This is a genomic window from Pseudomonas syringae, assembly GCF_021605415.1.
GTDB lineage: Bacteria > Pseudomonadota > Gammaproteobacteria > Pseudomonadales > Pseudomonadaceae > Aquipseudomonas > Aquipseudomonas syringae_S.
The window spans coordinates 14,119-34,055 of record NZ_WKEQ01000009.1; the positions used below are offsets into that span (position 1 = coordinate 14,119).

A 19,937-nucleotide genomic window follows, 5' to 3' on the forward strand; every position below is an offset into this window, starting at 1 on the left:
GGGCTACGATATCACAGCGTCCGCTACGGAACAGCGGCGCTCACAGACAAGGAGGTGCTATGAGTATTCGCGATTGGCCGGCGGCGGAACGCCCCCGGGAGAAGCTGTTGGAACAGGGTTCGGGAAGTCTTTCCGATGCCGAATTGCTGGCGATTTTTTTGCGCACGGGCGTGTCGGGAAAAAGCGCGGTGGATCTGGCTCGACACCTGTTGAATCAGTTCGGCAGCTTGCGTGCGTTGCTGGAGGCTGATGTTTCGGCATTCTGTCAGCAGCTGGGTTTGGGCCCGGCGAAATTTGCGCAGTTGCAGGCGGTGCTGGAGATGGGGCGTCGGCATCTGGCCGAACGTCTGCGCCAGAGACCGGCACTGGAAAATCCCCAAGCCGTTCGGGACTACCTCAAATCGATGCTGCGCCATGAGCCCCACGAGGTGTTCGGTTGCCTATTTCTCGACTCCAAACATCAGGTGTTGACCTTCGAGGCGCTGTTTCGCGGCTCGATCGACAACACCAGCGTGCATCCCCGGGAAGTGGTCAAGCGTTGCCTGGCGAACAACGCGGCGGCCGTGATCCTGTGTCACAACCATCCGTCGGGCAATACTGATCCAAGCCAGGCGGATCGAGTGCTGACCAAGCGCCTGCAACAGGCGTTGGAGATGATTGACGTGCGGGTGCTCGACCATTTCATCATTGGAGACGGTGAACCGTTTTCAATGGCGGAGTATGGCTGGATGTAGGTGAGCAGCGGAAAGCATGAAGCTGCAAGTGGCAAGTTAGAGCCATGCGTGGACGGCTCCAGCTTGCCGCTTGTCACTTAGGGCTTGTGGCTGACCTTCGAATAATCCTGGCGGCCGAACGGGCTTACCGAGTAGCCCTGCACGTCCTTGCGGGTCAGTGCGAACGCAGTCGGATGCGCCAGTGGCAGCCACAGCGCCTGCTGCTGGATCTGCGCCTGCGCCTGTTCATACAACTTGGTGCGTACGCCTTGTTCGCTGGTGGTCTTGCCGGCGTTGATCAGTTTGTCCAGATCGGCATTGCAATAGCGGGCGAAGTTGGTGCCGGACTTGACCGCCGCGCAGGAAAACTGCGGCGTGAGGAAGTTGTCCGGGTCACCGTTGTCGCCGGCCCAGCCCATAAACAGAAGGTCATGTTCGCCAGCCTTGGCGCGGCGGATCAGCTCGCCCCACTCGATCACGCGGATTTCCGCCTGAATGCCGATTTCCGCCAGATCCGACTGCAGCATTTGCGCGCCGAGGCTCGGGTTCGGATTGAGCAGGCTGCCGGACGGCCGCGTCCAGATCGTGGTCTGGAAGCCATCCTTCAAACCGGCCTTGGCCATCAGCGCCTTGGCTTTCGCCACATCGTGGGGATAACCGGGCAGGTTTTTCGCGTAGCTCCAAGTGTTCGGTGGATACGGGCCGTTCGCGGGCTCGGCAGTGTCTTCGAACACGGCTTTGATGTAGTTGGCCTTGTCGAAAGCGAGGTTAATCGCTTGACGGACTTCCGGCTTGTCCAGCGGTGGATGTTGGCTGTTGATGCCGACGAAAGCGGTCATGAACGCGTCAGTCTTTTCCACCTTGAGCGTCGGCTCTGCCTGGGCGGCCTGCACATCCAGCGGTTTCGGCGACAGGGCGATCTGACATTCGTTACGCCGCAGTTTTTGCAGGCGCACGTTGGCGTCGGGCGTGATGGCGAAGATCAGCGGATCCACCGAGGGCTTGCCACGGAAGTAATCCGGGTTGGCCTTGTAGCGAATCGCCGCGTCTTTCTGGAAACGCGTGAACACGAACGGGCCGGTGCCGATTGGTTGATTGTTGAGCTTCTCCGGGGTGCCGGCTTTCATCAGTTTGTCGGCGTATTCGGCGGAATAGATCGAGGCGAAGCCCATGCTCAGGGTCGCGAGGAATGTTGAGTCCGGATGATTGAGGGTGAAGCGCACGGTCAGCGGATCCAGGGCGTCGATCTTCTTGATCAGGTTTGGCAACTGCATCGATTGCGCATGCGGGAAACCGCTCTGAGCGATCTTGTGCCATGCATTGGCCGGGTCGAGCATGCGGTCGAAACTGAATTTGACGTCTTCGGCCGTCAGCTCGCGAGACGGGCTGAAATAATCGGTGCGGTGGAATTTCACCTGCGGGTGCAACTTGAAGACATAACTCAAGCCATCGGTGCTGACTTCCCAGCTGTCGGCCAGGCTCGCAATGACCTTGCCGCTGGCGGTGTCGAAGTCCACCAGCCGGTTCATCAATACGTCGGCCGAGGCGTTGGTGGTGGTCAGCGAGTTGTATTGCACCACGTCGAACCCTTCGGGACTGGCCTCGGTGCAGACGCTCAGGGCGGCGGCCTGGGCCAATGGGCTGAGCAGAAGCGGGGCGAGCAGCAGGGGGAGGGCGGCGAGGCGCATGGGTCGGATTCCTTTACAGATCGATGGCCCATCTGCAAGTGCAGTCTGGAAAAGTCCTACCCTAGAGCGCTCGATTGCAAATGACTATCCCCTTTTTGATTTTTTGAGGCGGGTGAGGGCGGTTTTTACGGTAGGGTGACGCGGCGAAAAGTCTGAACTGCGCGCAGAGGCGGTTTTCTGCGACGAGTGGTAAAAACCGGCGCCAGCCTTTGTTCAAAGCCTTCGCAGCGCGAATTTGGGCTTTTTTACGGATTGATTGCACACCGAATGTTGTTGCTCTGCGGTCTTTCTGGTATAAAGCAGCGCTCTTTTCTAGGGGCCCGGTTCCTTCACTGTAGGTGTAGCCGGTAAGACCTCTAAAGAAACGCGGCGCCTGGCGCCAAATGACTGAGAGATTAAGCGGCCAACCCATGCCGGGTTGGGCATGTGGTTTTAGAGGGCTGAGGCATGTCGAGAGTATGTCAAGTTACCGGTAAGGGTCCGGTGACTGGGAATAACATTTCCCACGCAAACAACAAAACCCGTCGTCGTTTCCTGCCGAACCTGCAGCATCACCGCTTCTGGGTTGAAGAAGAGAAACGTTTCGTGCGTCTGCGTGTATCTGCCAAAGGCATGCGCATTATCGACAAGCGTGGCATCACTGTCGTGCTAGCCGAAATCCGCAAAGCTGGCAAGATCTAAGGGAGCTAATCATGCGTGAATTGATTCGTTTGATTTCGAGCGCCGGTACTGGTCACTTCTACACTACCGACAAGAACAAGCGTACTACCCCGGACAAAATCGAGATCAAGAAATATGATCCGGTTGTTCGCAAGCACGTGATCTACAAGGAAGGCAAAATCAAGTAATTGATTTTTCCCGACTTACGAAAAAGGCCCGTATCTCACGATACGGGCCTTTTTTGTTGCCTTCGGTTTCGTTGGTGTCTGTACTGGCCCCATCGCTGGCAAGCCAGTTCCCACAGGTTTTGTGGTGAACACTGTTTTTGTGAGCGCCGACAAATCTCTGTGGAAACTGGCTCGCCAGCGGTGGGGCGGCCTGATCAGATGAGAAATCCTCAAGCCTTCTGTTCGAAGATCACATAAATCTTGCGGCACGCTTCCAGCACTTCCCAAGTGCCCCGGAAACCCGCCGGAATTACAAAGCGATCGCCGACGCGCAAAGTCTTTGCGTTGCCATCCTGATCGCGCAGCACCGAAACGCCCTGAAGGATTTCGCAATATTCGTGTTCGGTGTAGTTCACCGTCCACTGACCCACTGCGCCTTCCCACACGCCGACGTTCATCTGGCCGCAAGGGCTGTCATATTGATTGAAGACCGCTTGCTCGGGATCGCCCTTGAGCACTTTGGTCGGATCCGGACGGTAGCGGTCGGCCTGGGCTGTGGTGGTACTGATGTCGACGACGTTCTGGATGTTCATTGTTGTTTTCTCCCGTGATGACGACGCGATAGCTGGATGGGCCAAAGTCTATGTTTATTAAATTGAACACCGCAAGGCCGTTTGCCGGGCTAATGTCAAATATATTGAAACAACCCCGGCCGCTGGTTTAGGGTGGCGAATGCCTGGCGCCGATTGAAGGCCGACCGGGCGAAATTTCTGAAAACGTCCGCGAAGATCGCGGCGCTCGTATTCAACAAGAGGAGGACACTCGAATGACCACCCTGACTCGTGCCGATTGGGAACAACGCGCTCGCGATCTGAAAATCGAAGGCCGCGCTTACCTCAATGGCGAATACACCGATGCCGTCTCCGGTGAGACTTTCGAGTGCATCAGTCCGGTCGACGGCCGTCTGCTGGGCAAGATCGCCAGCTGTGACGCCGCCGACGCCGAGCGCGCCGTGGAAAACGCCCGCGCCACATTCAATTCCGGCGTCTGGTCGCGCCTGGCGCCGACCAAGCGCAAAGCCACCATGATTCGCTTTGCCGGCCTGCTTAAACAGCATGCCGAAGAGTTGGCGCTGCTCGAAACCCTCGACATGGGTAAACCGATCAGCGACTCGCTGTACATCGACGTTCCGGGCGCTGCGCAGGCGCTGAGCTGGAGCGGCGAAGCCATCGACAAGATCTACGATGAAGTCGCCGCCACACCACACGATCAGCTCGGTCTGGTCACCCGCGAGCCGGTGGGCGTGGTCGGTGCGATCGTGCCGTGGAACTTCCCGCTGATGATGGCGTGCTGGAAACTCGGCCCGGCGCTGTCGACCGGTAACTCGGTGATCCTCAAACCGTCTGAAAAATCCCCCCTGACCGCCATCCGCATCGCTGAACTGGCCGTTGAAGCCGGCATTCCGAAAGGCGTGCTCAACGTCCTGCCGGGCTTCGGTCACACCGTCGGCAAGGCGCTGGCGCTGCACAACGATGTCGACACCTTGGTGTTCACCGGTTCGACCAAGATCGCCAAACAATTGATGATCTATTCCGGCGAGTCGAATATGAAGCGCGTCTGGCTGGAGGCCGGCGGCAAGAGCCCGAACATCGTGTTCGCCGATGCCCCTGATCTGCAAGCAGCCGCCGAATCCGCCGCCAGTGCCATCGCCTTCAACCAGGGCGAAGTCTGTACTGCCGGTTCGCGTCTGCTGGTCGAGCGTTCGATCAAGGATAAATTCCTGCCGCTGGTGATCGAGGCGCTGAAAACCTGGAAGCCGGGCAATCCGCTGGATCCGGCGACCAATGTCGGCGCGCTGGTGGACACGCAGCAGATGAACACCGTGTTGTCCTACATCGAATCGGGCCATTCCGATGGCGCAAAACTGGTGGCGGGTGGCAAGCGCATCCTTCAGGAAACCGGCGGTACCTACGTTGAGCCAACGATTTTCGACGGCGTGAGCAACGCGATGAAAATCGCCCAGGAAGAAATCTTCGGCCCGGTATTGTCGGTGATTGCGTTCGACACTGCCGAAGAGGCCATCCAGATCGCCAACGACACGCCCTATGGTTTGGCCGCAGCGGTGTGGACACAGGACATCTCCAAGGCGCACCTGACCGCCAAGGCACTGCGCGCCGGTAGCGTGTGGGTCAACCAGTACGATGGCGGCGACATGACCGCACCGTTCGGTGGCTTCAAACAGTCCGGCAACGGTCGTGACAAGTCGCTGCATGCGTTCGATAAATACACCGAACTGAAGGCGACCTGGATCAAGTTGTAAGGAAGTCTCCTTAACAACGTAAATCCCCTGTGGGAGCGAGCCTGCTCGCGAAAGCGGTGTATCAGTCAGCGCATGAGCTGACTGATACACCGCAATCGAGAGCAGGCTCGCTCCCACATTGATTTTGCAGTGCACATAAAAATATCCACAGGAGCGTGGAAGATGCGTTGGGCGACGTATTTCGCCGTGTTGGCGTCTGTCTTGAGTGTCGGGCTGGCTCTGGGGGTCAGCATGCCTTTGGTGTCGTTGCGTCTGGAGAGCTGGGGTTATGGCTCGTTCGCCATCGGTGTGATGGCGGCCATGCCGGCGATTGGCGTGCTGCTGGGCGCGAAGATTTCCAGTCACTTGGCGGCGCGTTTCGGCACCGCGAACCTGATGCGTCTGTGCCTGTGGGCGGGTGCGCTGTCCATCGGCTTGCTGGCGCTGCTGCCGAGCTATCCAGTGTGGCTGGTGCTGCGGCTGATGATTGGCGTCATCCTGACCATCGTCTTCATCCTCGGCGAGAGCTGGATCAATCAATTGGTGGTTGAGCACTGGCGCGGGCGGCTGGTAGCGCTGTATGGCAGCAGCTATGCGTTGAGTCAGCTGTCGGGCCCGCTATTACTCGGCGCGTTGGGCACGGATCACGATTACGGGTTCTGGGTCGGCGTCGGGCTGTTGCTGGCATCGCCCTTTCTGCTGTTGGGCCGTAGCGGCGCGCCGAGCAGCGATGCCTGCAGCGTAACGTTCGGTGACTTGTGGGGTTTCTGTCGCGAATTGCCAGCCATCGGCTGGGCGGTGTCGCTGTTCGCCGCATTCGAAGCGATGATTCTGACCCTGTTGCCGGTGTATTGCCTGCGTCAGGGCTTCACGGCGGATATCGCTTTGGCAATGGTCAGCACCGTGGTGGTCGGCGATGCATTGCTGCAACTGCCGATCGGCGCGTTGGCGGACCGCCTGTCGCGCCGCACCTTGTTTACTGGTTGCGCCGTGGTGTTGATGCTGTCGAGCCTGGCGATTCCGCTGCTGATCGATACCCTGCTGATCTGGCCGTTATGGGTATTGTTCGGCGCCAGTGCCGGCGGTCTGTTCACCTTGTCATTGATTCTGATCGGCGAGCGCTACCGCGACGATGCGCTGGTGCGGGCCAATGCCCACATCGCGCAACTGTGGGGCATCGGCTGCCTGGTCGGGCCGTTGGCGGCGGGGGCGGGCAGTCAATGGATCAGCGGCCATGCGTTACCATTGTTGATGGCGATCGGCGCATTCGGCCTGGTGATTCTGGTGTCGCGGCAGGGGGCATTCGGGACGGTGCAACCAGCCTGAAATCAAAGACGCAGCGTTGCGCACCGCCCCTTTAGGCGCTGCGCAACGCTGCGATCTTTTGATCTTCAAAGCATCCGCTCAAGCCCAACCGAAGTACTGAACCACGCATTAAACCGCCGCCACCAACTCCCGGGCTCCTTGGTCAGCGTGTGCATCTGCCCGTTGTCCTCGGTTTCCCAGACCACCCGTCCGTCCTGCAATTTCGCCTCGTAACTCAGGCCTGGCGCCATGCCTTGTAGCGCCAGTTCGCGCACGTGCTCGGCCAGTTCCGGACTGTCTACCAGCACGCCGACCTCGGTGTTCCACAGCACCGAGCGCGGGTCGAAATTGAACGAGCCGATGAACGATTTCTGCCGGTCGAAGATCATCGCCTTGCTGTGCAGGCTCGAATCCGAGCCGCGAAATGACTTGCTGTAGAACACGTGCGGCCCGCTGCCGTAGTTGTCCCCAGGCTGGCGGCGCAGTTCGTAGAGTTTCACGCCATGCTCCAGCAACGCCTTGCGATACGGCGCGTAACCGCCGTGTACGGCGGGCACGTCCGTGGCTTCCAGTGCGTTGGTCAGCAAGCTCACCGACACCCCGGCATCGGCACGGCCGGTCAGATAAACCAGCCCCGGTTGACCGGGAACGAAATAGGCCGAGATCATCATCAGTTCTTTGCTGACATTTCTCAGTTCCGGCGCCAGTTGCGTGGTTAACAACAATTGCGGATCCGGTTCTTCCTTGGCCAGCACTTTGCTCGGCGCATCCCACAGCGCCTGGTTCCACGCCCAGATCAGTTCGTTGCGCCAGACATCCAGGCGCGGATGCGTGGTGTAAGTCATCAACTGTTGATACAGCGCGTGATTCTGCTTGCGGGTTTCTTCCAGGGATTCTTCAAGCCGCGTGCGGGTGTTTTGCAGATCCTTGTCGGTCGGGACGCTGGACAGGAACTCATCGATCGGCTTGCTCAGGGCGCTGTTCCAATACTGGTCGAAGCTGTGCCCCAGTTGTTCCGCCACCGGCCCCACGCTGAGCATGTCGATGTCGGTGAAATTCAGATTGGGCTCGGCATCGAAATACTCGTCGCCCAGATTGCGCCCGCCGACGATAGCCACACTGTTATCCGCCAGCCACAGCTTGTTATGCATGCGTCGATGCTGCAGCGACAGGTTGAACAGGCGGCCGGCGGCGCGGGTCACGCCGGTGCTGCGGCCCAGATGTAACGGGTTGAAAAGACGGATCTGAATCTGCGGATGCGCGGCCAGTGTCGCGATGATCCAGTCCAGGCCATCGCTGGTGGTGTCGTCCAGCAAAATGCGGATACGCACGCCGCGGTCGGCGGCCTTGAGCAGTTCGTCGACAAGCATCCGCGTGCTGATACCGTCGTGGACGATGTAGTACTGCAAATCGAGACTGCTTTGGGCGTTGCGGATCAGCTCGGCGCGGGCGGCAAATGCTTCACCGCTGTTGGACAGCAAGCGGAAACCGGAGCGCCCCTCATGGGGCGCGGCCTGAGCTTGAACCGAGCGGCCGAATGAGGATTCGTTCGCGGGCAGGGCCTGGCTGGGCGCTCTGGGAATATCGAGCGTGGCGCAACCAGTGACTAGCGAGGTGAGCAGCAGTACAGGGAGGAGTTTTTTTCCGGTGCGCACGTCGCAGTCTCAAATCGAGGCGGGAAAAGGGAGTATGGCATGAGCACTGGCCAGCGGTTTTATGGCGCTCATCCCATACAGCAGGTGTGATTGATTAGTCACCGAAGCGTAGGAACAAGTTCGCTGATTACTTTGGACTATCCGTCTAGTCGTCGTTTCCATCTTTTATTGAAGCAATTTCCTACAGACGTGTGTTTATAAAATCGGAATTATCGGCTTGCTTTTTATGCCTGCTGTTTAAGTTTGGTGTAACTAAAAATGTTGTTGATTAGTTATTTCTACATATATTTAAAGGTGACAAGACATGAGAAAAATAACCCGGTTAGTTGCACTCGCTGCGGCCCTGTCGCCAACGATCGTAATGGCCGAAAGCGTTGAACTTAATGTTGTCGGCACGATCATTCCAACCTCCTGCATTCCGGCATTTGCCGGCGGTGGAACGGTTGATCTGCGCAAGATTTCGGCGGCTACGCTGAATCAGACCACGCAAACGCTGTTGAACGAACATGATATTTCTTTGCACATCAACTGTGATGCGCCAGCGCCTGTTGAAGTTTCAGTCCGGGATAATCGTTCGGCGACGAAGTTGCCCGGTATCAATGATGGCGCTGGCAACAGTGACGCAACGCTGTTTTATGGGATTGGCGAAATAAACGGTACACGTATCGGTGGTTTTGCCTTGCGTCACGGCGTTCCGGAGACCGACGGCACCGCTCAAACCCTGTTGACCCGCACGCTGGCAGCGCCCGCCTGGCAACTGCCGTTGACGCGTCTGGTCGCTAATGCCCCGGCGCTCTATTCCTGGGGCACCAATGCTGCGGCAGGCCCGGTCGCTGCACGCCATCATGGTTTCCCGATGAGCCTGCTGCCGATCATTGGCCCAAGCAACAATCTGCCCATCGCCGATGAAATCCCGCTCGATGGCTCCGTGACCTTCGACATGTTCTATCTCTGACGTCTGTTTGAAACCGGCGTGCTCGTGACGCGCCGGAACTCTTTTCGTGTTCAGGCATTGGCCGGTGCTCCGGATGGGTGCCTGAGTGGCTGGAATATCTCGATGCTCATATCAAACAAGAGGCGGCGCCTGCAGGAGTGGGCGCTGTGCCTGTCGGTGATGCTGCCCATAACGGCGGTCAATGCCGCCGGCATGGTGCCGCAAACACCAGTGCTGGTGGTGGAGGAAAGCACGGGCGAGGCGACCATGAACGTCAGAAACACCGACAGTCGTCCGGCGCTGCTTTACACCAGTATCGAAAACATCGAGCAGGATGATAAATCCTTGCTGGTGTTCACCCCGCCGATTGCCCGCGTCGAAGCCGGTAGTGTCCAACAGGTGCGGTTCATCTTGCAGAGTGCTGAACCGTTGCAGACCGAGCGTTTGAAGCGGGTCATCTTCGAAGGCATCAGCCCGGTGGCCGGCACGGACGGTGCGCGGGTCAGTCTGGGTGTGCGGCAGAACCTGCCGGTCATCCTGCGCCCGGCCGGACTGGCGCGTGAAAGAAAACCCTGGACGCGGCTGAGCTGGAGGGCCACGGCCGGCGGTCTGCAGGTGCACAATCCCAGCCCTTATGTGGTTCGGCTGGGCAAAGCCGTTGTGCCGCTGCCGGGCGCGTCATCGGTGAATTTGCCGCGCACTTACATTTTGCCGGGTGAGCGTCTCGACGTTGATCTGCCCCTGACCTCCGCTGTGCGGATCATGAGCGTGCGGATCTTTCCGGCGACCACTTACGGCTTTGCTGTCGACCAATACGACGCACCGGTGGCCCGCTAATGTGGATCGCGCTATGTCGCGTCGTGCTGATGCTGATGGCGAGTGGTTTCAATGTCCTCCGGGCGAGCGAGTCGGTGGCTTTCGACGTCCAGCTGCTCAAGGATCGGGGCATCGACCCGGCGTTGGCCGCGCACTTTCGCGACGCGCCGCGTTTTGCAAAGGGTTCGCGCTCCGTGGCCCTTGAAGTCAATGGACAGCCGAAGGGGCGCGTCCGGATGACGTTCGACGATGACGGTCAGTTGTGTCTTGAGCCGGATTTATTGAAGGCTGCCGGCATCCTTGCGCCTTCGACAAAACAGCCGCAAACCGGGCCTTGCCCGACCATGACCGAGGCCTTTGCGGCGGCAACCGTGCAGTTACTGCCGGGCAAGGAGCAGGTCGATCTGCTCATGCCCACCGATGCGCTTGAATCGCCGGGGCAACTGCCGACCGACTTTGCCACGGGCGGCGTGGCGGGCCTGTTCAACTACGACGCATTGCTGGTGAACAGTCAGCTCGACGGCCAACGTAATGAATATCGAAGCCTGGGTTCGGAGATCGGTTTGAACGCCGGAAACTGGATGCTGCGCAGTCGCCAGTCCTACACGGCGATGTCCGATAGCTCGCGGTTCGAACATATGTATGCCTACGGCTCGCGAACCCTCGAAGCCTTTGCGACCAACGTCCAGATCGGCCAGTTGAACCTGGCCTCGCCCTTGTTTGCCGGTGAGGCATTTAATGGTGTGCAATTCTCGCCGGAAAGCGCCATCGCTCGATCACAAGCCGCGAGCAGCGGGCCTCGCGCACAAATGGAAGGGGTGGCATATTCGCCGGCGCGCGTCGAAGTCCGGCAGAACGGGGTGATGATTTACACCACACTGGTGCCAAGTGGGCCGTTCACCTTGCGTGCGCTGCCGCTGTTGAGCACTCAGCTTGATCTCGACGTCACTGTGCATGAGCAGGATGGGCAAATCCGTCGGTTCCGGGTGCCGGCGGCGAGCCTCGATCAGCGGGCGCTGGACAGTCCACCGGGTTTCAATCTGGCGTTGGGGCGAGTGCGGCGCATGGGCTCGGATGATCGGCGGGCTCCCTCGTTCGCAACGCTCAGTCAGGACTGGAACTGGGCGCCAAACCTCCGTGTGACCGCTGGCGCTCTCGCCGGAACCGACTATGGGTCGGCAGGCTGGGGGCTTCAGCAGCAGTGGTCGACAGGCTTCACTGCCGGGGTGCGACAGGTGCTGTCCAGCGAACGCGCCGAAGGCCTGATCGGCAGCCAGTGGCAATTGACCCTCGGCGCGGCGTTGTCGCCGAGGTTGTCGACCAGTTTGATCGCCATCCGCCAGAGCCCGGGCTTTCGTACGTTGTCGGACACTGGCTGGGATCACGAGCTGGCGCGAGCGACTTCCCGCAGTCTCGAACAATGGGTGTTTTCGTTGAATGGGTCGACCGATTACGGCGCGTTCGGAGCGACCGTTTCACGTTTTTCAAGCGTCGACGAACCGCCGCAATCCCGTTGGGGGCTGTCTTGGTCGCGAACGTTGCCGGAACGCATCAGCGTGTCGTTGAGTGTGGAACGCGACATCGGCAACTCCGCCCGGCGTCAAGGTAGCGCCGCCTATCTGACGCTCGGTGTGCCGTTGGGTGGTCAGAAGCGATTGCGCGGTTATGTGCGCAGTGATCAGCGTTCTGGCGTGCGTACGGGGTTGGCGATGAGCGATGTGGTCAGCGAAACCCTGGCCTACAGCGTTAATGCCGAGCGGCGCGCTAACGCCGCGACAGCGTTCGGCGCACGCCTCAACGCCTTGCCCAGATATACCAGCCTGGATCTGGGTTTCAGCCAGCGATCCGGCGTGACTGAATTCGATGCCGGACTGCGCGGCGGCGTGGCGTTCCATCGTGATGGCGCAACCCTTTCGCCGTACCCGTTGCGCGATACCTTTGGTGTCCTCAAGGCCGGCGACCGGGCCGGACTGAAAGTGCACACGCCGCAAGGCCCGGTCTGGACGGATGGCCTGGGGCGCGCGGTGGCGGCGAGCCTGCCGGCTTACTCGTTGACGCGGCTGGAAGTCGACCCGGCCAGCCTGGCGCGTAACGTCGAAGCACTCAACGGTTTTCACGAAGTGGAAGCCGGGCGCGGCTCGGTGCAGCACCTGGATTTTTCCGTCGTCACTGTGCGCCGGTTATTGCTCAAAGCGATGACGGTGGATCGCAAATCATTGCCCGAAGGCTTGACCGTCGAGGACGAGCAAGGTCGTTACCTGACCTCGGTGCTGGAGGCCGGCAGCATTTACCTGCCAGACATCAAGGCTGGGCAAAGCCTGCATGTGCAGTTGCCTGACGCCACTCGCTGCGTATTGAAATTCACCATGGCCGAAGCGCCCGACCCTCATGCACTGCTCGAAAATGTCGACGCCACGTGCCATCCCTTGAACCTGTCCTGATCGAGCACTCGTCATGAAGCCAACTGTCATTGCCGGCGCGCTGGCGTGTCTGACATCCCTTACGGTCGTCGCGGAAGATGCCTGTCAGATGTCGCTGCTGTCGGCGCAGATTGATTACGGCGCGGCGACCCGTGCCGAATTGCAGGCACGGTCGATGGCGGAAAACCGCAACGCCAGCTTCGGCGTGCGATCCGTGCAACTGCGGATTCAGTGCGCGGTTGCTCAAGCGATGCCGTTGAGATTTATCGCACCCATGGCGGATGCCACCGGCTATCGCTGGAGCGCAGGCAGCTTGCAGGTTCGGGTGGTCGCCGCGCGGCTGGACGGTGCGAGGGTGCAATGGCGGTTTGACGCAAGTGAAGCAGTCGAAGGCAACTGGCTGCGACCCGGCGATCGAATGGTTCCGTGGCTTTCGGGGGCTCCAGCCATCGGCAGACATCTGGACGTGGAACTGGAAGTCAGCGCAAGCGTGAATGAGTCATCGAGCAGAGTCGCCGACCTGACGCGCTACGAGGGTCACGGCACGTTTCAACTCGATTGAGCGTCGTGCCGTGCAGAGCGGTTTGTAGTTCATGACTGTCGGCAATACGCGGGTTTTTCAACGCGATGGCGAATCTTCTGGCTCACAACAGCTACGTCTTCAAGCGATTTTTCCAATGCCCCTTGTTAACTCTCCTTACATCGAAACATTGAGCCAATCGCAATAATGGCACCGCTGAATTTGTGAGAGGACATTTCTTGTTCTCCAGCCAGATAAAGCGAAATCCAATGTCATCCTTTGGTTCTTATGGAGTGAGAATTCTCATGCGCAATACTTTTCGTGCAATCGCATTCGCCGGCGCTGTCTGCCCGGCCATGGTTCTGGCCGACGGTGCCGATCTGACCATCACCGGCACCATCATTCCTACTTCCTGCACCCCGGCGTTTTCCGGCGGCAATACGGTGCATCTGGGCGATATCACGGCTGCGTCGTTGAATCGCGACCGACAAACCGAGCTGCAAAACCGCAACCTTACCCTGAGTATCAGCTGCTCGGCCTCCGCGCCGATGGCCATCAAAGTGCACGACAACCAGGCGCACACCCAACGGCCAGGCACTGTCGTCGACGGCACCAGCTGGGCGATGTACATCTACGGGATCGGCGAGGTTGCCGGGAAAAAAATCGGTGGCTATGGCCTGCGGTTCGGAGCACCCGTCGTCGATGGCGAGCCTTCACTCGTGATGTACAAACAGGGCGATGCGGCCAATTGGGAACTGCCGGCGACCGCGACGCTGCTGGGAAAAAACTATGAATCCAATCTGCGTTATTCCTGGGGCAAGAGCACGGCCGCCGGCCCGCTGCCCGGCGTCGTGCATAGCTTCCCGATAACGCTGGTGCCAGTCATCGGCCCTGCAGATGATCTGCCGATCACCAATGAGATCGCGCTCAACGGCTCGGCCACATTCGAGTTGCTGTACCTCTGACGGATAGCGCTATTGAAGGAACGTCAGCAGGTTTGATGCGCTGACGCTCCGTCGATAGGCATTCGACACGTGACGGCCTCTCTCGGGCCATTCCATCACCGATCATTGCAAATGGGCGCGCTCCGCGCTCCGGCTCCGGGCCGGCAGCGGACGCTCGCCTGTGGAAAAAACCATGAATGTCATCGTGCGATACCTGATCGCCAGTTTGCTGTTGCTTGCCTTTTGGGCGCCGGGTTCGCTCCGCGCGGCCGGCATGGTGCCCGAAACACCGATTGTGATTCTGGATGAGGGCTTGGGCGAGGCGGGAATAAACGTCTTCAACAGCGAGACGCATCCGGCGTTGCTGCACACCTCGATTGAAGATGTCCCGGAAGACACCGAGCCGCTGTTGTTGCTGACACCGCCCGTTGCGCGGGTGGAACCTGGCGCCACGCAACGGGTGCGGTTCATTTTGCGCAGCGCCGAGCCGTTGCAGACCGAACGGCTCAAGCGCGTCGTCTTCGAGGGGATTGCGCCTCAGGATTCGACGGGCAAGGCGCAAGTCAGCCTCAGTGTGCGGCAGAACATCCCGGCGATCCTGCGGCCGGCCAAATTGCCGGTCGACGCCGAGCCGTGGAAACATTTGGTCTGGACGCGCAGCGGTGAGCAGATACAGGTCAGTAATCCCAGCCCTTACGTGGTGCGTCTCGGCCATTCGGTGCTGTTGCTGCCGGACAAAACGGAAATGGATCTGGGCCGCACCTACGTGTTGCCCGGGGAAAAACTGATGTTGAGCGGCGCGGCCGTCACGGGTGAAACACCCACCGGCGTACGACTGTTTCCGGTGACCACTTACGGATTTGCCGTTGCCAATCATGACGCCGCGATGGTGCCGGACTGATGCACACGCGGAGCCTGGCCTGCGGATGGCTGTTGCTGATGTTCGGCGGATTCGTCGATCCCGGCTTCGCGGCGACCCAGGATAAGAACGCTGAGTCGAAGCAGGTGCAATTCAACCTCGCCGTGCTCAACGCACGCGGACTGGATCCGCGCCTGGCAGACTATTTTCGCCAGGCGCCGCGTTTTCCTCAGGGCGAGCAGAGCGTCACGCTGTCGGTCAATGATGTGCCCAGAGGGCGGTTTGCAGTGACGTTCGATGAGCAAGGCGCGCTGTGTTTCACGCCGTCACTGCTCGAGCATGGCGGGATTCGGCCACCGCAGACCCCGGCGCCTGACGATGCCGCGGACTGTACGCTGTTTGCCCAGCGCTTTCCCGATGCGGTGGTACAAGCCGATCCGGCTCGCGGGCATGTCGCGCTGTTGTTGCCGACAGCCGAATTGCTCCCGGATCGTCCGGCTCAACGCAGTTTCGTCAACGGTGGCACGGCCGGGCTGTTCAACTACGATGCGCTGGTGCTGGGCAGCCGTTATGGGGGGCAATCGACACAATACCGCAGCGTCAATTCGGAGATCGGCTTCAACGCGGCCGATTGGGCGTTTCGCAGCCGCCAGGCCTACAGCGAGTTTGACGGTGACGGGCGACTTGAGCATCTCTATGCCTACGCCTCGCACACATCGGAACGCTATGCGGCGAACCTGCAATTGGGACAGTTGAACATGATGTCGCCGCTGTTCAGCGGTGAGGCGTTCAACGGGCTTCAGGTGCAGCCCGAATCCGCCTTGCTGGAGCTGGGAGATGACAGCGCCGGCGCCCGCGTCGAAGGCATCGCCTATTCAGCGGCGCGAATCGAAGTCACCCAGAACGGCGCGTTGATCTACACCACCGTGGTGCCGAGCGGGCCGTTCACGCTGGTTGGCTTACCGCTGCTCAGTCAAAGCGTCGACCTGGAAGTGACGGTGCATGAAGAGGACGGCCAGCAACGGCGCTTCATCGTGCCCGCCACGCAGCTGCGCGGCGTCATGCCCGGCAAACTGCCGGGCTACAACGTAGCGGCGGGCCAGGTGCGGCGCTACGCCCAAGATGAGCGGGAGGCGCCATCGTTCATCGCCGGGAGCAAGGACTGGCGCCTGGGGCCGAACTGGCAGACGACGGCCGGGGCGATGCTCGGCAGCGGCTATCAGTCGCTGGGCTGGGCGGTGCAGGGGGCGGCGAACGATCGTCTGGTGCTGAGTGCCCGTCAGGTGGTTTCCCGGGCACAGGATCAACAACTGTCGGGGGCGCAGTTGCAATGGACGGCCAACGGACTGCTCGGCGCAGGGCTGTCGGCGGGTGTGGCGCTGACCCAGCAGACCGAGGATTTTCGCACGCTGTCCGACACCACCTGGAATCCGCGTACTGACCAACCGTTCCAGCGCGTGCGCAACCAGGTGAGCACCAGCCTGAGCACCGGCAACTCGAACCTTGGCGCATTTTCCGCCAGCTACTCGCGGTTCTCGATGTTCGACGGGACGGCCACGTCGAGGGTGGCACTGGCATGGTCGCAGCAGATTCGCCGGGCCAATCTTTCATTCACGATAGAGCGGGATGTCGCCGGGGCGCCCGAAGATGCCCGGGGCACGGCGGCTTATCTGAGCGTGAACCTGCCGCTGGGCATTGGCCGATCAGCGCGCGGTTATGTGCGCAACGATGCGATTGGCGGCACCCGCAGCGGTCTTCGATACAACGAACAACTCAGCGATACCGTGGCTTACAGCCTCGGCGCCGAACGGCCGGACGCCGGGGAAATCGGTCTCAACGGCCGGCTCAATCTGCTGCCGCGATATACACAACTGGACATGGGTTACGCCGACACCGGCGCCGGCCAAAGCTATGACCTCGGTGCGCGCGGCGGCATGGTGGTGCATGGCGAAGGCGTGACGCTGTCGCCTTATCCCCTGCGCGAAACCTTTGCCGTGCTCAAGGCGGGCGAGACCGCAGGCGTGAAACTGAACACACCGCGCGGCCCGGTATGGACCGACAGTGCCGGGCACGCCGTGGCGGCCAGTCTGCCGGCGTACGGCAAGGGGCGGGTGGAAATCGACACCGCCAGTCTGCGACGCAATGTCGACGTGCATAACGCTTATCTGGATGTGGAAGCGGGGCGCGGCGCGGTGCCGCGTCTCGCGTTCGAGATGGTCAGTGCTCGCCGCATCTTGTTGCAGGCGCGCATGGCCGACGATTCCTTCGTCAGCAAGGGCATGGGGGTTTTTGATGAGCAGGGGCAATACGTCACGAGCGTGCTGGACGTCGGCCAAATCTTTCTCGCGGATGCGCAATCAGAAGCAGCCCTGCATGTGCGCCTGCCGGATGGCGGGCGGTGTCGGCTGGAGTTCGTCATGACCGAGACGCAGACAGCCGATGCGCTTTATGAAACGGCGCCGGCCACTTGCCGGGCCGGGTGAACGGCACTTATCGAGGACATCTCCATGCAAGTTTCAAGGTTGTGTTTCCTGGCCGTCGTGCTGTTCGGCGGATTGATCGATGCCGGTCAGGCGTTCGCTCGTTCCGGATGCACCGTGCGCCTCGGCCAACCAGGCGTCGACTTTGGCACCACGACGCGCGGCCAGTTGTTGCAGCGCCCGCTGGCCGGTGACGCATTCAGCTTCGGCCAGCGCCGCGTGCAGGTTCATGTGCAATGCGAGCAGGTTGTCCCGCTGGGTCTTGAGTTCGTCGCCCCGGTGGCCGATGCCGACAGTTTCCGGTTCGGCGCGGGCACATTGACGGCGCGCGTCATCGGCGTGCGGGTGGACGGCAGAGCGGTGCAGTGGCTCAACCAGGGGCGCGGCGGCGCATCGGCTTCAAACGTGCTGCGCCCAGGCGATTTCGTGGTGCCTGCCGTATCGGGCGCCCAGTTGGAAGGGCAGCAGATGACCGTCGAAGTTGAACTTGAGGCGCAGGTGAAATCAGCGGCCACCCGGGTCAGTGACGTGACCCGATTCGAGAGCCATGGCGAGTTTCGCCTGCGCTGACAGATCCGCTCAGACCATGACGCCATCGTCTTCGGCCAGCAACTTGATCGCCGCCGCGCCGACTTTGCGCACCGCGTCTTCGATCTGCGCGGTGGGCTTGGCGGCATAGTTCATCCGCAGGCAGTTTCGGTACTTGCCCGACGCGGAAAAAATACTGCCGACGGCGATCTGTACGCCTTGGTCGTGCAGTGCACGATTCAGTTTCAGCGTATCGAAACCCTCCGGCAACTCGACCCACAGCATGAAGCTGCCCTGCGGACGACTGGCGCGGGTGCCGGCGGGGAAATAACGCGTCACCCAATCGATCATGGCGTCGCGGTTGCGCTGGTATTGCATGCGCATGCGCCGCAAATGCGGCTCGAAGTGGCCGCCCTTGAGGAATTCGGCGATGGCGATCTGCGGTTGTGGCGCGGTGGATCCAGTGCTGATGTATTTCATGTGCAGCACCCGTTCCAGATACCGGCCCGGGGCGACCCAGCCAATGCGCAGCCCTGGCGCCAGGGTCTTGGAAAACGAACTGCACAGCAGCACCCGACCGTCTTCGTCGAAGGATTTGATCGTGCGCGGGCGCGGGTAGGTGTAGGCCAGTTCGCCATACACGTCGTCTTCGATGATCGCCACGTCGAAGCGCTGGGCGAGGGTCAGCAGCGCGCGCTTGCGCGACTCCGGCATGATGTAGCCCAGCGGATTATTGCAGTTGGGGGTCAGTTGAATGACCTTGATCGGCCATTGTTCCAGCGCCAGTTCCAGGGCATCGAGACTGATGCCGGTGAGCGGGTCGGTGGGGATTTCCAGGGCTTTCATGCCCAGGCCTTTCAGGGTTTGCATGGCGCCGTGAAAGCTCGGCGAGTCCACCGCGACGATGTCCCCCGGCTCGCAGATCGCGTGGATGCTGGTGGACAGCGCTTCGTGGCAACCGGTGGTGACAACCAGATCGCTGGCGCTTAATTGGCAGCCGGAATCGAGCATCAGCCGGGCGATCTGTTCGCGCAGTTCGAGGGTGCCGTGGATGTTGTCGTAATACAGACCGGGCATGTCCTGGCGGCGGCTGATCCGCGCCAGTCCGCGCAGCAGCGGTTTCAAGGTGGGTGTGGTGACGTCGGGCATGCCGCGACCCAATTGCACCACGTCTTTGCGTGGCACTGCGCGAATCAGTTCGAGCACTTGATCCCACTGCGAAATTTCCACCGGACGCTGCGCCGGACGGCCGACGGCGGGCAGTTCCGGCAGCTCGCGGCCAACCGGAACAAAGTAGCCCGACTTGGGTTTCGGTGTGGCCATGCCGCTGTCTTCGAGCATGCGATAGGCCTGCTGCACCGTGCTCAGACTGACCCCGTGTTCGGCACTCAAGGCGCGCACCGACGGCAACCGGTCGCCGGGACGATAGAAGCCTTGTTCGATTCGCGTGCCGAGCAACTCGGCGAGGTTTACATACAGGGTCATGGCACTGCCTCGGTGCGGAGGGTTCGGTTAACCAGTACAGATAGGGCAAAAAACGACAATTCAGACCCCCAGCCGGCAAATCTGTATGGCGTTAATACAGTTGCGTTGAATCTGTAATGCTTTTCGTCGCCCGCGCATCATGGAATCTCTGGCTACCCAAGTAAACAGGAGCAACGAAAATGAACGGCTTGAGCGATGTGCGGCTGACGATACACAGTCAGGAACTGGTGGCAGGGCAAGAGGATCGCGCGCGTAACATGGCCAAACATAACGCGCCGGCCGGCCTGAGTTACTGGGGACTGTTCTGGCATCGTCTGCACACGCGCAAGGCGTTGTTGAGGTTGACGGCGGATCAGCTTAAGGACATCGGACTGACGCGGGAGCAGGCCCGGGAGGAAGGATTGAAACCCTTTTGGAGGATCTGAGATTTGCGCTGTTTTGTCTGGCCTCATCGCTGGCAAGCC

The 19,937-nt window shown here is 60.5% G+C and carries 18 protein-coding genes; 14 read left to right on the forward strand and 4 right to left on the reverse strand.

Going from position 1 to position 19,937, the window contains the following annotated elements; genetic code table 11:
• Window positions 1-59: 59 nt before the first annotated feature.
• Complete coding sequence (radC, locus tag GIW69_RS08425; protein WP_236481687.1) at window positions 60-734, forward strand: RadC family protein; 675 nt, start codon at window positions 60-62, stop codon at window positions 732-734.
• A 77-nt stretch (window positions 735-811) separates the two neighbouring features.
• Here radC and GIW69_RS08430 read toward each other — a convergent pair whose 3' ends face one another.
• Window positions 812-2,401 carry an ABC transporter substrate-binding protein gene (locus GIW69_RS08430; RefSeq protein ID WP_236481689.1) on the reverse strand — a complete coding sequence of 530 codons (1,590 nt, stop codon included), beginning with the start codon at window positions 2,399-2,401 and terminating at the stop codon, window positions 812-814.
• 447 nt (window positions 2,402-2,848) lie between these two features.
• Between GIW69_RS08430 and rpmB the strand changes: the two genes are divergently transcribed.
• Window positions 2,849-3,082: a 50S ribosomal protein L28 gene (rpmB, locus tag GIW69_RS08435; RefSeq protein ID WP_007894701.1), complete on the forward strand. Its 234-nt coding sequence runs from the start codon at window positions 2,849-2,851 to the stop codon at window positions 3,080-3,082.
• A gap of 11 nt (window positions 3,083-3,093) precedes the next feature.
• Complete coding sequence (gene rpmG / locus GIW69_RS08440) at window positions 3,094-3,249, forward strand: 50S ribosomal protein L33 (RefSeq protein ID WP_003177274.1); 156 nt, start codon at window positions 3,094-3,096, stop codon at window positions 3,247-3,249.
• A 209-nt stretch (window positions 3,250-3,458) separates the two neighbouring features.
• On the opposite strand, the gene GIW69_RS08445 is transcribed toward rpmG, so the two are convergent.
• Window positions 3,459-3,821: a cupin domain-containing protein gene (locus tag GIW69_RS08445; RefSeq protein WP_236481690.1), complete on the reverse strand. Its 363-nt coding sequence runs from the start codon at window positions 3,819-3,821 to the stop codon at window positions 3,459-3,461.
• A gap of 233 nt (window positions 3,822-4,054) precedes the next feature.
• Here GIW69_RS08445 and GIW69_RS08450 point away from each other — a divergent pair, with 233 nt between their 5' ends.
• Entirely contained in the window at window positions 4,055-5,548 is a 1,494-nt protein-coding gene (locus tag GIW69_RS08450; RefSeq protein ID WP_236481692.1) for an aldehyde dehydrogenase, read from the forward strand.
• 162 nt (window positions 5,549-5,710) lie between these two features.
• Window positions 5,711-6,853 carry an MFS transporter gene (locus GIW69_RS08455; RefSeq protein WP_236481694.1) on the forward strand — a complete coding sequence of 381 codons (1,143 nt, stop codon included), beginning with the start codon at window positions 5,711-5,713 and terminating at the stop codon, window positions 6,851-6,853.
• Window positions 6,854-6,918: 65 nt separating this feature from the next.
• Here GIW69_RS08455 and GIW69_RS08460 read toward each other — a convergent pair whose 3' ends face one another.
• Window positions 6,919-8,487 (reverse strand): phospholipase D family protein, encoded by a 1,569-nt coding sequence (locus GIW69_RS08460; RefSeq protein ID WP_236481695.1) that lies wholly within the window; start codon window positions 8,485-8,487, stop codon window positions 6,919-6,921.
• Between the two features lie 304 nt (window positions 8,488-8,791).
• Between GIW69_RS08460 and GIW69_RS08465 the strand changes: the two genes are divergently transcribed.
• The 8 genes from GIW69_RS08465 to GIW69_RS08500 all read left to right on the forward strand — a co-directional run bounded on the left by GIW69_RS08465 (window position 8,792) and on the right by GIW69_RS08500 (window position 18,030).
• Window positions 8,792-9,442, forward strand: coding sequence for a DUF1120 domain-containing protein (locus GIW69_RS08465; RefSeq protein ID WP_236481697.1), 651 nt, complete (start codon window positions 8,792-8,794; stop codon window positions 9,440-9,442).
• 102 nt (window positions 9,443-9,544) lie between these two features.
• Window positions 9,545-10,258, forward strand: a complete 714-nt coding sequence (locus GIW69_RS08470; protein ID WP_236481698.1) for a fimbria/pilus chaperone family protein — start codon at window positions 9,545-9,547, stop codon at window positions 10,256-10,258.
• Complete coding sequence (locus tag GIW69_RS08475; protein WP_236481700.1) at window positions 10,258-12,678, forward strand: fimbria/pilus outer membrane usher protein; 2,421 nt, start codon at window positions 10,258-10,260, stop codon at window positions 12,676-12,678. The genes GIW69_RS08470 and GIW69_RS08475 overlap by 1 nt, the downstream gene beginning before the upstream one ends.
• Window positions 12,679-12,691: 13 nt before the next feature.
• The gene (locus GIW69_RS08480; RefSeq protein ID WP_236481702.1) at window positions 12,692-13,219 is read left to right on the forward strand and encodes a DUF1120 domain-containing protein; all 528 of its coding nucleotides are present in this window, start codon (window positions 12,692-12,694) and stop codon (window positions 13,217-13,219) included.
• A 263-nt stretch (window positions 13,220-13,482) separates the two neighbouring features.
• Entirely contained in the window at window positions 13,483-14,142 is a 660-nt protein-coding gene (locus GIW69_RS08485; RefSeq protein ID WP_236481704.1) for a DUF1120 domain-containing protein, read from the forward strand.
• A gap of 172 nt (window positions 14,143-14,314) precedes the next feature.
• Window positions 14,315-15,022 carry a fimbria/pilus chaperone family protein gene (locus GIW69_RS08490; protein ID WP_236481705.1) on the forward strand — a complete coding sequence of 236 codons (708 nt, stop codon included), beginning with the start codon at window positions 14,315-14,317 and terminating at the stop codon, window positions 15,020-15,022.
• Entirely contained in the window at window positions 15,022-17,463 is a 2,442-nt protein-coding gene (locus GIW69_RS08495; protein ID WP_236481707.1) for a fimbria/pilus outer membrane usher protein, read from the forward strand. The genes GIW69_RS08490 and GIW69_RS08495 overlap by 1 nt, the downstream gene beginning before the upstream one ends.
• Window positions 17,464-17,487: 24 nt before the next feature.
• Window positions 17,488-18,030, forward strand: coding sequence for a DUF1120 domain-containing protein (locus tag GIW69_RS08500; RefSeq protein WP_236481709.1), 543 nt, complete (start codon window positions 17,488-17,490; stop codon window positions 18,028-18,030).
• A 9-nt stretch (window positions 18,031-18,039) separates the two neighbouring features.
• Here the strand turns inward: GIW69_RS08500 and GIW69_RS08505 are convergent, their stop codons facing one another.
• Window positions 18,040-19,473 carry an aminotransferase-like domain-containing protein gene (locus tag GIW69_RS08505; protein WP_236481710.1) on the reverse strand — a complete coding sequence of 478 codons (1,434 nt, stop codon included), beginning with the start codon at window positions 19,471-19,473 and terminating at the stop codon, window positions 18,040-18,042.
• 179 nt (window positions 19,474-19,652) lie between these two features.
• On the opposite strand from GIW69_RS08505, the gene GIW69_RS08510 reads away from it, so the two are divergent.
• Window positions 19,653-19,898, forward strand: coding sequence for a YjiS-like domain-containing protein (locus tag GIW69_RS08510; protein WP_236481712.1), 246 nt, complete (start codon window positions 19,653-19,655; stop codon window positions 19,896-19,898).
• Window positions 19,899-19,937 lie beyond the last annotated feature (39 nt).

Excerpts from the sequence above, each read along its gene's own strand:
- radC (WP_236481687.1), top strand. The coding sequence starts at position 60 with ATGAGTATTCGCGATTGGCCGGCGGCGGAACGCCCCCGGGAGAAGCTG.
- rpmG (WP_003177274.1), top strand. The coding sequence starts at position 3,094 with ATGCGTGAATTGATTCGTTTGATTTCGAGCGCCGGTACTGGTCACTTC.
- GIW69_RS08510 (WP_236481712.1), top strand. The coding sequence starts at position 19,653 with ATGAACGGCTTGAGCGATGTGCGGCTGACGATACACAGTCAGGAACTG.
- GIW69_RS08445 (WP_236481690.1), bottom strand. The coding sequence starts at position 3,821 with ATGAACATCCAGAACGTCGTCGACATCAGTACCACCACAGCCCAGGCC.
- GIW69_RS08480 (WP_236481702.1), top strand. The coding sequence starts at position 12,692 with ATGAAGCCAACTGTCATTGCCGGCGCGCTGGCGTGTCTGACATCCCTT.
- rpmB (WP_007894701.1), top strand. The coding sequence starts at position 2,849 with ATGTCGAGAGTATGTCAAGTTACCGGTAAGGGTCCGGTGACTGGGAAT.
- GIW69_RS08500 (WP_236481709.1), top strand. The coding sequence starts at position 17,488 with ATGCAAGTTTCAAGGTTGTGTTTCCTGGCCGTCGTGCTGTTCGGCGGA.
- GIW69_RS08450 (WP_236481692.1), top strand. The coding sequence starts at position 4,055 with ATGACCACCCTGACTCGTGCCGATTGGGAACAACGCGCTCGCGATCTG.
- GIW69_RS08485 (WP_236481704.1), top strand. The coding sequence starts at position 13,483 with ATGCGCAATACTTTTCGTGCAATCGCATTCGCCGGCGCTGTCTGCCCG.
- GIW69_RS08505 (WP_236481710.1), bottom strand. The coding sequence starts at position 19,473 with ATGACCCTGTATGTAAACCTCGCCGAGTTGCTCGGCACGCGAATCGAA.
- GIW69_RS08455 (WP_236481694.1), top strand. The coding sequence starts at position 5,711 with ATGCGTTGGGCGACGTATTTCGCCGTGTTGGCGTCTGTCTTGAGTGTC.
- GIW69_RS08475 (WP_236481700.1), top strand. The coding sequence starts at position 10,258 with ATGTGGATCGCGCTATGTCGCGTCGTGCTGATGCTGATGGCGAGTGGT.
- GIW69_RS08470 (WP_236481698.1), top strand. The coding sequence starts at position 9,545 with ATGCTCATATCAAACAAGAGGCGGCGCCTGCAGGAGTGGGCGCTGTGC.
- GIW69_RS08465 (WP_236481697.1), top strand. The coding sequence starts at position 8,792 with ATGAGAAAAATAACCCGGTTAGTTGCACTCGCTGCGGCCCTGTCGCCA.
- GIW69_RS08490 (WP_236481705.1), top strand. The coding sequence starts at position 14,315 with ATGAATGTCATCGTGCGATACCTGATCGCCAGTTTGCTGTTGCTTGCC.
- GIW69_RS08430 (WP_236481689.1), bottom strand. The coding sequence starts at position 2,401 with ATGCGCCTCGCCGCCCTCCCCCTGCTGCTCGCCCCGCTTCTGCTCAGC.
- GIW69_RS08495 (WP_236481707.1), top strand. The coding sequence starts at position 15,022 with ATGCACACGCGGAGCCTGGCCTGCGGATGGCTGTTGCTGATGTTCGGC.